Source organism: Bacteroides luhongzhouii, from assembly GCF_009193295.2.
Taxonomy (GTDB): domain Bacteria; phylum Bacteroidota; class Bacteroidia; order Bacteroidales; family Bacteroidaceae; genus Bacteroides; species Bacteroides luhongzhouii.
This window is the reverse complement of record NZ_CP059973.1, coordinates 719075-732460: the sequence shown is the minus strand read 5'-3', so window position 1 is coordinate 732460 and position 13386 is coordinate 719075. Positions and strand designations below refer to the sequence as shown.

Here is a 13386-nt window from a genome sequence, read left to right as displayed (position 1 = left end):
TTGCTCCGGCGTCAGGTTGCGTATTATTAAATGAAATCATCACCCAGTTGCATTTGGGCATCGTTTACATATTTACGGATGGCATGTTCTTCATCTTTGCGGCAAATCAAAAGAACGTTCTCCGATTCAGCTATCAGAAATCCTTCCAGTCCATCGATAACGGCCAGTTTGCCTTTCGGAAGTACTACCATGTTGTCTTTACTATTATATATAAGTGAATGGCACTTCAGAGTAACATTGCCTTCCGGGTCTCTTTCCGATAAATCATAAAGTGATCCCCAGGTTCCAAGATCGGACCAGCCAAAATCTCCTAACGATACATACACATTATCCGCTTTCTCCATAATGCCGAAGTCGATGGATACATTAGGACATGCTGGGAAGTTCTCTTCGATAAATGCTTTCTCCTTATCGGTGGCATAAATATCTTTTCCCGGTGCCAGTTTGGAAGCTAATTCAGGTAGTAAATCTTCACTTGCTTTGATAATTGTATTTACATTCCACATAAACAGGCCGGAATTCCAGTAAAATTCTCCACTCTCTACGAATACTTTAGCTAATTCCAGTTCCGGTTTTTCAGTGAATGTTTTTACTTTATAGAAGCTTCCTCCTGCGGGTTCGTCTATTTGTATATATCCGTACCCTGTTTCCGGGCGATTGGGTTTAATTCCTAATGTCAGTAACTTTTCTGAGCGTGAAACAAAATCAAGTCCTTTCTCAATAGCGGCAAGAAACTCATCTTCTTTTAAAATTAAATGGTCTGAAGGAGCGACTACGATATTGGCGTTCGGGTTCAGTGCTCGGATGTGGTAAGAGGCCCATGCTATACATGGAGCGGTATTTCGTCTTGCGGGCTCCAGCAGAATCTGTTCTTCGTTGACTTCGGGCAATTGTTCCTTCACTAAGTCCGCATACATTGCATTGGTAACGATAAGAATATTTTCTGTTGGGATAACCTTTTGGAACCGGTCAAAAGTCTGTTGCAAAAGTGAACGACCCGTTCCGAAGAAATCTAGAAATTGTTTGGGCAATGTTTTGCGGCTAAACGGCCAGAAGCGGCTTCCAATGCCGCCACCCATAATCACGCAATAATTATCCTGGTTTGTCATGATAGTGACTCTATTTTAAAGTTTCTGCTAATGTACGGTTTATTCTCTGAATAGAGAAGTGTTTAAGATATGTTTTATTATTTTTTTCTCCTTTTTTTTGCCAAACTATTGTAGAATCAAAATAATGTCGTATCTTTGCACCGCAATTGAGAAATCAAGTATGCGCCCAGATGGCGGAATCGGTAGACGCGCTGGTCTCAAACACCAGTGGATTCACTTCCATCCCGGTTCGACCCCGGGTCTGGGTACAAGGAAACCTTCATAGATAGCTGATTAAAAGCTTTTATGAAGGTTTTATTTGTTTTGGGCTGAAACATTACTGAAACTTTCATGGATCAACGTAAAAAATAAGCCATAATAGGAGTGTCAGCTCCATTGCCAGGTGTAAATGTTTCCATTAGAATCTTCATTTTGTCTATACGTACTGTATCTGTGAAAAGTGGTGTATTATTGTTTGTGGGATAGAAACAGGTAATGCGCAAACTATCTGCTCCATATGGTATTGCCATAAAGTCAAGTGTCTCGATGCTGTCAACTAATATGAAATGGATGAAGTTGGGGAGAAGTTCACATGCTGTGGAAACTCCGTTGTTACATGATATTTTCTTTATTTAGGCACGTTTACTATTGAAATCTCCTTTAATAGTCAGATGTAAATGCTGCACACCTTGCATTTGAAAATATTGTTGCATTAGTTCAGGAAGAGAATTTACTTTGTTTTCATATTCCACTTTAATCTGTTGTGCTTGAGCTACCATACTTATTATGATGAGCAGCATTGCGATTATTGCCTTCTTATTCATATAAATTTCATTTTCTTTGTGCATTATATCTTACAAGGATAGAAAAAGTGTGCTCCGTAATCAAATGTGCCGCGCTTTTTTCTATATCTTTAAACCTTTGATTCTGTGACAGATTCCTCAAAACTGTTAATTGTAAGATTTTCGTTTAGGTAGTATTATAGATGAAAGGAGATCATAACGAAATTTCTTCTGATTATCTGCTATAAAATAGTGACACTATCCGACATAAATAGTGATGATATATAATAATGATTCCGTCATTATTCTTATATGCTATCGCTGTTTTCTTGAATAACTTCTTATTAATGCGAATCAGCAGTTGAATCTGAGTCATTAGTAATTCTAATACATCCCTCACACTTTGCCCACATCTTTCTATGAAAGATAACGGGGAATCTAAAAAAAACAACCGTCTTTTTCTGATTTCCCACCACGTTTCCGAAATCTATCCTGAACAACCTATATTTGGTTCAAAACCGTGAGAAAAGGATGAATTCAACTACTGATTCACATTATTTATTAATAATGTGAAAAAGTCATATTTCGTTTCAAGTTAGAATTAACTTTCACTTATTTGTGAGGTCTAACATTCATAACTAACTTAATATGAGAATTAAAATTATGAGAAAGCAAATTTTAAGTTTAGCAGTTGCGTTGTTGATTGGCTCAACTGTATGTATGGCTCAAAATCGTCAGAAAGGAAAAGCTGATAGAGAGAAACGTATAGAGCAGATGGTTACCGATCTTGGATTGAATGAAAAGCAGGCTAAAGATTTTAAAGCAGCAATGGAAGAAATGAGACCTGCAAAAAATAAATCGAATGAAAAACCTTCGAAAGAAGAAATGCAGAAGAAAAAGAAGGAAGTAAATGCTAAAATAAAAAGCATTCTGACTGATGAGCAATATAAGAAGTATCAGGATATGCGTAAGAAGGATAACGCTGATAAAAAGAAAAGAGCAAAATAAGTACTGTTAGTTTAAGCTAAACCTTTCATGCAGAGAACTATAAAAGATAATCTGTGATGAAGCTATATTTATTTTCTGTTCTTTCATAAATTGTTCATTTAATCTACATTACCGTTTTCGTTCTACTAAAGTTGAATATAGGTTTCATTTAAATGAGTCTGTTTTCAACTTAAGTGGAACGAAAATTTATTAGGCAATGGATAATGTGAAATTGTAAATAGAAGTTGCTTAAAACAAGATTCATAGAAAATGTCTATGAAATACAGGAGAAATTGATGCAGAACTTTTGGGGATGAGTGTAGCTGCAGGCATGGAACGTAGTAAAGTAGTGGCTTAAGCTAAAAGCGGATTGATTTCATGGGAGACTGCGTTTGACTTATTGAAATGCATTGGCGGAGCACTTATTATCGGGCTTTTCATTTGGATCAATTTGCATCTTATGTTATTGGGAATCGGAACAGTAAGTCTTGTATTAAGTAGTCTGATTGGTTCGGCAACGCTTGGCCTCATAGCTGGTGTGTTGATTGGTGGATACGGAATGTATAAAGCTCTGAACTGGCTTTATGACAATGTTGAGGAGTCTATCTTGAATGGATTGGGTGATGCTTATGATAAGGTTATAGAGTATTTTTCCGGTTTACATATCATCTCCCGAATAAAAGAGGGATTAAAAATTTTCTGGACTTATATTTCAGAGAATGTAGCTAAAATCTTCAGACCGGTGGTGAGTAAAGAAAATCCTGTTATTATAGGTGCATAAATGTAATTCTGACAAAATTGATCCGGCTGTGCTTCGTACAGGAAGAATAGATAAGTTGATCTATGTTCCTTTACCAGATGTTTTCCTAAGTTCAACATTTGAAGATATGAAAGAATATCGTAAGGCAATCCGTCCGAACCATGTAGATTCCGAACGAATTATTCATAAATTTTATTCAAAAGAAGAGAAAAGAATAAAATAAACAAGAGACGTCGTAACAACCTATCCATAAAAAGATTATATTTATTGCAGCAAGAGAGCACTTTAAGTAATGCTTAAGAGGAAAAACGAAAAGTAGTATATATACTATATATTTTCTATTATTAATTACTTAAACACATTTTTTATGGAAGCCAAGAAATCAAAAAAGGCTGCAATTGAGAATCAACGGGGTTCTTGGTTGTTGATGGGTTTGGTTGTTGCGCTAGCCTTCATGTTCGTTTCGTTCGAATGGACACAACATGATGTCAGGGTTGCAGCACTATCACCAGATGATGAATCCATCTTTGTAACAGAGCTAGTTCCGATCACATTCCCTGAAGAGAAACTGGAACCGCCTCCTCCTCCCGAAACTAAGGTAACAGAATTGTTCGAAATAGTGGAAAACAATATGGAGGTGACGGATAACGTTTCTACAGTGTCAGAGGATATGAATGCAGTTCATGACGTTATTTGGATACCACCAGTGGTAGAAACAGAAACGGTAGTTGAAGACATTATTCACGTAAGTGTTGAAGTCATGCCGGAGTTTCCTGGAGGTACAGCTGCTTTAATGAAATATTTAGGTAGCAATATCAAATATCCGACGATTTCGCAAGAAACAGGCTCACAAGGAAAAGTCATTGTTCAGTTTGTAGTAGATAGAGACGGAACGATTTCTAATCCTGAAGTGGTACGAGGGGTTGATCCTTATTTGGATAAAGAAGCTATCCGCGTGATAAGTTCTATGCCGAAATGGACTCCCGGAGTGCAAAATGGTAAGAAAGTTCGAGTGAAATATACTGTACCTGTGTCATTCAGACTGCAGTAGTAACTTGGAATAAATGAATAAGGGTTGGTTCCTGCAAAGAACCAACCCTTTTTCAATAAAAAAATATATCTTTGCGAAGAGAATAAAAAATGAACGATTATTTTATGAATCTTCTACTCTGTATAAAAAGACCTTTTATCTGGCTTTCCCGCTTCCGTCATCGTTGCGGATATGGTGTCCATTCCCCATTTGCTTTCAGTCTGATTACCGATGTGATTTATGAAAAGATGCCATATTATGCTTATTCTTCCTTGAAAGAGGAACAAAAAAAGATGATAAGAGAGCGTGGGTGGACCAAAGGTTCTCAAAAGGTAAACCGTTTTTTGTTCCGGTTGGTAAATAGAGTGCAGCCTGATACGATTATTGAGGTTGGGCGTCCTACCGCGACAGCCCTGTATCTGCAGTCCGCTAAACCATCAGCTTCCTATCTCTTTGCTTCCGACTTGTCGGAACTGTTTCTGGATGCGGATACTTCAGTCGATTTTCTGTATCTGAACGATTACCGTAATCCGGACTTACTGGAAGAGGTCTTTCGGATTTGCGTATGCCGTACTACCCTTAAAAGTGTATTTGTTATTCATGGAATCTGCTATTCCAAAGAGATGAAAGCGCTTTGGAAAAAGTGGCTGGCTGACGAAAGGGTCGGCATAACCTTCGACCTGTATGACGTCGGTTTACTATTTTTTGATAAAACGAAGATAAAACAGCAGTATATCATCAACTTCTAAGAACCTTTGTACGTTTACCTTATAATAATAGTAAAAAAGAAAATTATGAAAAAGAGCCTTGTATATACAAAGACCGGAGACAAAGGAACTACCAGTCTTGTCGGCGGAAGTCGTGTTCCAAAGACTCATATCCGTCTGGAAGCTTACGGAACGGTGGATGAATTAAATTCTCACCTGGGATGGCTGCACACATATCTGCAAGAGGAGTCCGACCGAAATTTTATCTTGGGTATTCAGCATAAGTTATTCGCCATCGGTTCACACCTGGCCACTGACCTGGAGAAAACACAATTGAAACCGGCCAGTATCATTACCTCCGAACACGTGGAAAGTATCGAGAGGGAGATTGATAAGCTGGACGAGCAATTGCCCGAACTTTGTGCTTTCATCATTCCCGGCGGAAGTCGTGGAGCAGCCGTTTGCCATGTTTGTCGTACTATTTGCCGGAGAGCTGAAAGACGCATTTTGGCTTTGTCCGAAACTTGTACAATATCTCCCGAAGTATTAGCATTTGTCAACAGATTATCAGATTATTTGTTTGTATTATCCCGAAAAATTAATTTTGATGAACAAAATAATGAAATATTTTGGGATAATAGTTGGAAATGATAGATTTTATTATACTTTTGCCGAAAAATAGAAAACGAGACAAATTTAGTATTCATTTAAAATACTCAAGATTATGTATTGGACATTGGAACTAGCATCAAAACTTGAAGATGCTCCCTGGCCGGCAACCAAGGATGAATTGATTGATTATGCCATGCGTTCGGGTGCTCCTCTTGAAGTTATTGAGAACCTCCAAGAGATGGAAGATGAGGGCGAAATCTATGAGAGTATCGAAGATATTTGGCCGGATTATCCTAGTAAGGAGGATTTCTTCTTTAATGAGGAGGAGTATTAAGAGATTTGAAATAGGTTAAATAATTAAATATCAACGCGATAAGCAAAAATAATTTGTTTGTCGCGTTGGTGTTTTATTGCCTCAAATGGTGTGGTTTGTTTGTCTAAATTGCGGCTTTTTCTTCCAAAATCGGAGTTTGTTTGTCTAAAATTCCATATCTTTGTTTCTCCTCAGGAATATCACTAAAAGGAGGAAAACTATGGGAAGACCGAAAAGATTATATCCGTTGGGCAAATATCGACTTCGTACACCAAAGGAGGTTGATAAAGATAAAGCCTATCCTGTTGAGTTGGAATATACTTGGAACAGGCAAATAATTCGTAAGACTACAAATATCTTTGTTAAAGTTGCAGATTGGAATCAGAACGGAAATCAGGGACGGGGTGAGATTCGTGCAAGTTATGGCAATGAGGCCAAACGGTTGAATCAACTTCTATTGGCTCGTGTTGAACGGATTGACAGTCTGCTTGCGGAGTACAACGAAAAGCATCCGAATCAGATAACGGTGGATATTGTATCCGGTTTTCTTGCTGACAAGCCTCTTGCCCGACGAGACCAGGGAAAAGATTTTGTGGAGTTCACATTGGAACGCCTCGCTTCCGATTATTCAAGGAATAGAATCGGGAGAAGCCGATACGAGAACGGCAAGAGTTGCATGAATATATTCCAGACTTTTCTAAGAGCGACCAAACAGGGAACCTATCGTCTTGACTGCATCTATGTAGGCGATATGACTCCGGAGCTGTTAGATAGTTATATATCGTGGCGCAGGGAAATTAAGAAGAACAGTGATGCCACTATCAACCATTCTCTTACTCCGATATTAAAAGCATGTGCATACGCCTGTGAAATGGGGATGATGGAGCCTGCCGTCAATGCACGGATTCAGGATATGCGCATTGTAACAAAGGTATCGCTTTCTGAAGAAGAGGTAGAGTTTGATGGTAAAAGTCTTAGTAAGGCACAGATGGCGGCATTGCTTGATTATTACAAGACCTGCACTGAACCACGCAGAAAAGAATTTTTGGAGATGTTCTTCTTTGCGTTCCACGCCTGCGGACTCCGTGTGGTGGATGTGATGACCCTGCAATGGAAACATATTGACTTCGCGAGGAAAGAGTTGCGGAAGATTATGATAAAGACAAACAAACGGCATGTCATACCGCTTACTGAACCGGCATTACATATATTACAGCAATGGCGAGAAAAACGTGAGGGATGCCGATATGTGTTCAATCTTGTAAAAGAGACTTTGGATCTGGATGATGCGGAAGCACTGTACAAAGCCCGCAACAATGCCACGAAATGTATCAATCAGTCGCTGGCCGTTGTCGGTGAACAGATCGGCCTTCCGTTCAGTCTCTCGATGCACGCTGTCCGGCATTCGTTTGCTGTCTTTGCGCTGAACAAGGGGCTTTCCATGTCGGTAGTCAGCCGTCTGCTCGGACATAGCAGCACGGATATTACAGAGAAGGTTTATGCCCGTTTCCTGCCGGAAACGCTGTCGGCGGAGGTAGCAAAACTAAGCGGAGAATTAATTAACTTGACTATATAATCACTGTGAAAAGATAAAGAAACATGATATCATTGCCATTTCGAGTTGCATGTATCCTGATAGCAGGATTCCTTATTGTACTGGCTGTAACCTATATATACAAGTTAAACAGCCGTAAGGTGTTCTGGGGTGTGGGACTCACTACCATTATCGGTATCCTCATCCTTCTTGGCTTAGGGGTGCTTCGTCCATCTTGGGGAACAGAAACCGGTACGGCTGTCATTGTGGGAATCAGTACCGCTATCGGATGTGCAATAACGTTGATATATGCAGCAGAGGACTTATATCAAAAGAAGCGAATTAAGGGAAAGAAAATCGCTGAAACTGAATCTGTGCAAGAAGATATGGTTCCAGACCACCATAAAGTGACATTACCGTCTCGGCTTGATACTGAAGTAGCAAGAAGAATCTTTGCCAAAGCGATTGAGGAGGGATATATCGTTGCCGATGGTGACCATTATGAGTGGACTTTGAACAAAGTTCTTTTTGCGTATATGTGTGGACGTATCTATTGCGAAGATTATCCTGAAAAAACCAAGTATGATGATAAGCTGTTCTGGATGCCAGGCAGAGTGGAACTATTTCCAGGCACTGAATTAGATAAGTTATTTAACATGAAAGATCTGACTCAATCAAGGCATTCAAGAAAAAACAAAGCTGCGCCTACAGGCTCCGAGAAAATTGACAAATTATTTGAGTAGCCAATATGCTACTCTTTTTTTGTTTGATAAGCAGCAGGTTATAAATTCATCACCTCCGTGTTATATACAACTCTAACACGACCTCTAACATAGTATCTAATTCATTCTAATACCAAAATTCCTAAGGAGTTTGAACCTTTGCACCGTGCTTCTGGTACGATGTGCACAGTCGTATCATAGCACGTAAACCCGGCTTACAGTCCGAGTGTGCATAAGGAAGGTTAAGCCATAATATGATAAACTATGGCTCAAAAATTAAATGGAGAAAAGAAACTATGCGACCGGGAACTGCTTGAAAAGATCCTCAGCATAGTTGAGAGACAGGAGAAACTGCCGCCTCCGGCTCATGAAGGCGGACACCGTCTATATGACAATAAGTCTTTGATGGAGAAATTGCACATCAAAGAAAAGTATCTGAAAAAGTTGCGAGACAACGGCTATCTCGGCTACTCGCATGAAGGTGATAAATACTGGTACACGCAGGAAGACGTGGACCGCTTTCTGCGTCGTTTCCATTATGAAGCTTTCGCTATTGGCGATGAACTTCCAAAACAGGAAAGAGGTGGCTATGTTTGATACCATTCATTTGACCAACATGCTTCGTTCGGAAGTGGAAGGCATTCCGGAAACAGGTCTTCCGTTGGATGCCTTCCCGGACAAGATACAGGAGATTATTCTAAATCTTGCCAGGTACGAAAATTTCAATGTGGAATATACTGCGTCTATTGTTCTTTCTGCCGTTGCTACTGCAATAGGCAACTCTTGTCATATCCGTATAAAGGGCGAGTGGAAAACTTGCCCATCCCTTTATATGATGCTGGTCGGACGTCCCGGGCTTGGAAAGACTCCTCCCCTCGGTTTTATCTATAAGCCGATTAATGAGTATGATGACCGGTTGCATGAGAAATATAACGAGGAATATGACGAATATGAAAGAGCCATGTCAGCAGGCAAGCACGGAAGTGACGGGGAAGAACAACTGCTCAAGAAACCGAATTTTGTAACTACGGTTATTTATGACTCTACCCCGGAGGCGATGATGAATATTCATCAGCATAATCAGCGTGGGATAACATTGGTCGTCGATGAAATCCTGGCTTTGTTCAATTCCGTCAAAAGGTACAACAGCAAGAACAACCTCATTGAAGATCTGCTGACAGCTTATAGCGGACAGCCGTTAAAGATTATCCGCAAATCAGAATCACGTCCTGTTCTAATCAAGAATCCATGTATAAATGTCATCGGTTCAGTACAGACGAATATGCTGCAGGAAGTCTTCCGTGCAGAGTTCCTTGCCAACGGATTGCTTGACCGTTTTCTATTTGTCTATCCAAAAAACAGGAAGATATCCGGATGGAGACGGGAAGAACGGAATACAGCCCGTCCTGACATTATGAATCAATGGAGGACAATAATCAACAGAATCTTAAGCATCCCCTGTATCCTTGATGACAAGGGTACAACGGTCAATCCCCGTATTCTTACAATGTCTGACGCTGCGGAAGAATACTTTTATGAATGGTACAATGGAATTATCGATGCTGTAAATGCCATTGAGGATGATGCGGATGTTGAAAGCCGCAAGATGAAACTCAACGGCCATGTAGCACGTCTTGCCCTGTTGTTTCAGGTAATGAAATGGGCTACTGATAGTGGAGATATGCAATATATTGAGCGCGACTCTGTAGAATCGGCAATCCGTATGATTGATTATTATGAGGAAACATACAGGAGGATTCAGGAAACCATTGTCATAAACAGTATTGGCGAAACGAAAGAAGCCTGGCTCTCCCTGCTAGGAGAGAGATTTACTTCCGGGGATGCTGTTATTGCCGGTAGAAAAGTTGATATGTCCCGACGTACCGTCTATTATGCGCTTGACCAATTATGCCGGCTTAAGCACCCTCTTATAGAAAAGCTTCAGCATGGAGTCTATCGCAAACTTATGACAGAAAATACTGATGCACCTTGCACTATTGCACTTTCATCTTGTCAAGATACCGTGCAATCATCTCAAAGTGCAAAAGTGCAGAGTGCAACCACACTAAAATCAGAGGACCATGAGTGAATACAGATTCCATTTACAGAAATACCGCCCTGGAAGCAAGACTACTTGTCCGAACTGTGGTAAAAGCTGGTGTTTTGTCAGGTATATTGATGAACAAGGCAGCATTAGCTTTCCCGGTAATGTCGGCAAGTGTGATCATGAAAACAGTTGTGGCTACCACTATACACCTAAGGAATACTTCAAGGATAATCCTGATGTGTTGGAAATGGATGAGGGAAACTGCAAGTCTCTTCTTTCTGCCCCTTATAAGACGGCAGAAAAAACTCCGTCTTGTATTGTTCCTTCGTATATTCCATCATCTTATGTGTTAAGGAGTCTGTCTCATTATTCAATCAACCCCTTATATCAGTATTTCTGTCATGTATTTGGTGAAAATGAGACAAGCAGATTGTTTGAAATGTATCGCATAGGAACATCTTCAAAATGGGGAGGCGCAGCAGTTTTCTGGCAGATAGATATAAATGGACAGGTAAGAACCGGCAAGGTAATGTGCTATAACGCCGAAACTGGCCATCGGGTTAAAGAGCCTCAGGCTTTTGTCAGCTGGGCACATTCTGAGTTGAAGTTGCAGGATTTTCATTTGAAGCAGTGCCTGTTTGGAGAACATCTTCTTATAAACTCATCGTCTCCAGTAATGCTGGTGGAAAGTGAAAAGACCGCTGTTGTAATGAGCCATTTTATCCCCGATTATATATGGCTGGCAACAGGTGGAAAGAACGGTTGTTTCAATAGTGAAGCTATGCAGGTTCTCAAAGGCAGAGAGGTTACTCTCATCCCTGATTTAGGAGCAACCGAACAATGGAAAGAAAAGTCTGCTTTGTTGTCTGGAATATGCAAACGGGTTGTTGTGTCCAATGTCTTGGAATGTACATCCGATGAAGAGCAACGCAGCCAAGGATTGGACATTGCAGACTTCTTTCTGTATTCACCATCAAAGAGGCAGATACTCCACCAGATGATACAACGTAATCCAGCATTGCAGTTGCTCATTGATGAACTAGATCTGGAACTTATTGAATAGTAAAGGAACTTGTTCCGTGGATTTATAGAAAGTCCTTAACACAATAAGGACTTTTTGCCTGGCGGCAATAAAATCCGGTCATTGTTCAGCAGAGCGGACTGGCACAAGAGCAAGCTCAAATATTAATCATTTATCAAAAGAATACCATATATGAATACAGATATTAAACAGGCCATGCATGTTGAAGCCGGGAAGTCATTCGGCACAACAGAGGCGAATGAAAACGAAAGGCATTGGAATGACGACAAGATTGACAGAAAGAATCAGGATCCGACCAATCACTATGACAAGACCCGAATGAAACTGAATTTCGAGATTGGGCCCGATGGGAAAGTTCATCCGTTGGGCTATCAAGAGAAATCGCTTGAAGTCCGTTTGCAGGAGCGGTTGACTGAGCTGGGCTGGAAACCTTTTAAGCCGGACAGCAAAATTCAACCAAACTGTTGTGCGAAGTTTATCTTCGGAGGCAATCATGACCGTACACTTGAGATGGCATTTGGAACCCCAACCGTAAATCTGGACAAGGGTGCAGACAACAGCCATCTCCAGCGATGTCCGGAAATTGAACAATGGGCAAAAGATATCTATGATTGGTGCGCCAAACGATACGGACAGGAAAACATAATCGGTTTCCAGGTTCATCTTGATGAGAGCAGCCCCCATATCCATGCCTTGATCGTTCCTGTCGGACAACGAGCCAAAAGCGAACGCGAATGTGTCATGTGGTCGGCGAAGTTCGGGAAAGACCGATTTGAATACGGACGTATATTGAAAGAGATGCACACCTCCTTATATGAAGATGTCGGCAGTAAATACGGTCTTGAACGTGGCGACAGTATTGGCGGGCACAATGTGCAGCACCTCCACAAGCGCGAGTATATCCGCAAACTGACCAAAGAGGCGAAACAGGCAGAGAAAGCGGTCAAGGGGCTTCAGACCATGATGCTTCATTTGGAATCAAAGATTTTCAGTTACAGCCGCCAGCTTGAAGATGCGGAAAAGGAACTGGCTTCCGGCAGGATAACCCTCGACAGGTATGAAGCGCAGAAAGCTAATATAGGGAAACTCATTGCCGAGTATCAGGCCAAACTCGAAGACAAAGCCGACAAGCTCAACGAAAAGGAGCAGGAACTGGAACGGCTTACCAATGATGCGATAAAGGCGCGTTCGGTTGTCCAGCCATTCCGAAACCATAAAGTCGATTTCACGCCACCGAGAATTACTGAAAAAGTTCCCTTGTTCGGTACGGACAAGTGGGTCGAACGGCAGAACCGGCACATCGTCAAACAGTTCACCGAGATTGTCCGCAAGATAGAATCTTTATATAAGAATGATGCGGAACAACAGGTCAAAGCAGCCCAGCGCAATGTTCTGGCGGATTACGGCGAGTTCTACCGGCTGAAAAGAGAGAACCAATCCCTTTCAGAGATCAACCAAGAACTAGAATCCGAACTGGATACTTTGCTCAGCCAACTGGCAGTACCGTCAATCCGCAATATGATTTTTGCCGTTGCCGATGCACTCATCGGTGGCCAGCCTGTACCGATTGCCTCCGGTGGCGGAGGTGAAAATCCTGACTCTAATCTTCGTTGGGACGGACGAAGACCTGACGAGGAGGAAGAAGCGTGTCGGAGAAGATGCCTGTTACATGCTTTTAAGATCGTAAATACTTGCACTAGGAAAACTTATAGGAGATAATCGGATGTAAATGCTTAAGAGTATCTTGTTTTCTTTCCTCATT

General features: G+C 41.0%; 14 protein-coding genes and 1 tRNA gene. 13 read left to right on the top strand and 2 right to left on the bottom strand.

Translation table 11 applies throughout. The annotated features are described in order from the left end of the window. Positions 1 to 26 precede the first annotated feature (26 nt). Positions 27 to 1109 carry a mannose-1-phosphate guanylyltransferase gene (locus tag GD631_RS02915; protein WP_143259216.1) on the bottom strand — a complete coding sequence of 361 codons (1083 nt, stop codon included), beginning with the start codon at positions 1107 to 1109 and terminating at the stop codon, positions 27 to 29. A 164-nt stretch (positions 1110 to 1273) separates the two neighbouring features. Between GD631_RS02915 and GD631_RS02910 the strand changes: the two genes are divergently transcribed. Then, positions 1274 to 1357 (top strand) — tRNA-Leu (locus GD631_RS02910). Between the two features lie 363 nt (positions 1358 to 1720). On the opposite strand, the gene GD631_RS02905 is transcribed toward GD631_RS02910, so the two are convergent. After that, positions 1721 to 1912, bottom strand: coding sequence for a hypothetical protein (locus GD631_RS02905; RefSeq protein ID WP_143259215.1), 192 nt, complete (start codon positions 1910 to 1912; stop codon positions 1721 to 1723). Positions 1913 to 2533: 621 nt separating this feature from the next. On the opposite strand from GD631_RS02905, the gene GD631_RS02900 reads away from it, so the two are divergent. The 12 genes from GD631_RS02900 (at position 2534) to mobV (ending at position 13343) form a co-directional block, all read left to right on the top strand. Further along, the gene (locus GD631_RS02900; RefSeq protein ID WP_143259214.1) at positions 2534 to 2878 is read left to right on the top strand and encodes a DUF4890 domain-containing protein; all 345 of its coding nucleotides are present in this window, start codon (positions 2534 to 2536) and stop codon (positions 2876 to 2878) included. A 439-nt stretch (positions 2879 to 3317) separates the two neighbouring features. Then, entirely contained in the window at positions 3318 to 3638 is a 321-nt protein-coding gene (locus tag GD631_RS02895) for a hypothetical protein (RefSeq protein ID WP_185911559.1), read from the top strand. Between the two features lie 346 nt (positions 3639 to 3984). After that, positions 3985 to 4668: an energy transducer TonB gene (locus GD631_RS02890; protein WP_008023080.1), complete on the top strand. Its 684-nt coding sequence runs from the start codon at positions 3985 to 3987 to the stop codon at positions 4666 to 4668. 104 nt (positions 4669 to 4772) lie between these two features. Further along, on the top strand, positions 4773 to 5396 hold the full coding sequence (locus GD631_RS02885; RefSeq protein WP_185911628.1) for a hypothetical protein: 624 nt from the start codon (positions 4773 to 4775) through the stop codon (positions 5394 to 5396). A gap of 45 nt (positions 5397 to 5441) precedes the next feature. After that, positions 5442 to 6005 carry a cob(I)yrinic acid a,c-diamide adenosyltransferase gene (locus GD631_RS02880; RefSeq protein ID WP_143259211.1) on the top strand — a complete coding sequence of 188 codons (564 nt, stop codon included), beginning with the start codon at positions 5442 to 5444 and terminating at the stop codon, positions 6003 to 6005. A gap of 73 nt (positions 6006 to 6078) precedes the next feature. After that, the gene (locus GD631_RS02875) at positions 6079 to 6300 is read left to right on the top strand and encodes a DUF2795 domain-containing protein (protein WP_002558131.1); all 222 of its coding nucleotides are present in this window, start codon (positions 6079 to 6081) and stop codon (positions 6298 to 6300) included. Between the two features lie 199 nt (positions 6301 to 6499). After that, positions 6500 to 7855 (top strand): tyrosine-type recombinase/integrase, encoded by a 1356-nt coding sequence (locus GD631_RS02870; RefSeq protein ID WP_143259210.1) that lies wholly within the window; start codon positions 6500 to 6502, stop codon positions 7853 to 7855. A 23-nt stretch (positions 7856 to 7878) separates the two neighbouring features. Further along, a complete protein-coding gene (locus tag GD631_RS02865) occupies positions 7879 to 8556 on the top strand; it encodes a hypothetical protein (protein ID WP_143259209.1) in 678 nt (225 codons plus the stop codon). Positions 8557 to 8799: 243 nt separating this feature from the next. Then, the gene (locus GD631_RS02860) at positions 8800 to 9132 is read left to right on the top strand and encodes a helix-turn-helix domain-containing protein (protein ID WP_117809650.1); all 333 of its coding nucleotides are present in this window, start codon (positions 8800 to 8802) and stop codon (positions 9130 to 9132) included. Next, a complete protein-coding gene (locus tag GD631_RS02855; protein ID WP_117809651.1) occupies positions 9125 to 10624 on the top strand; it encodes a DUF3987 domain-containing protein in 1500 nt (499 codons plus the stop codon). Before GD631_RS02860 ends, GD631_RS02855 begins: the two co-directional genes overlap by 8 nt. Next, complete coding sequence (locus GD631_RS02850) at positions 10617 to 11645, top strand: DUF6371 domain-containing protein (RefSeq protein WP_143259208.1); 1029 nt, start codon at positions 10617 to 10619, stop codon at positions 11643 to 11645. The genes GD631_RS02855 and GD631_RS02850 overlap by 8 nt, the downstream gene beginning before the upstream one ends. Before the next feature lie 150 nt (positions 11646 to 11795). Continuing rightward, positions 11796 to 13343, top strand: a complete 1548-nt coding sequence (mobV, locus tag GD631_RS02845) for a MobV family relaxase (protein ID WP_143259207.1) — start codon at positions 11796 to 11798, stop codon at positions 13341 to 13343. Positions 13344 to 13386 lie beyond the last annotated feature (43 nt).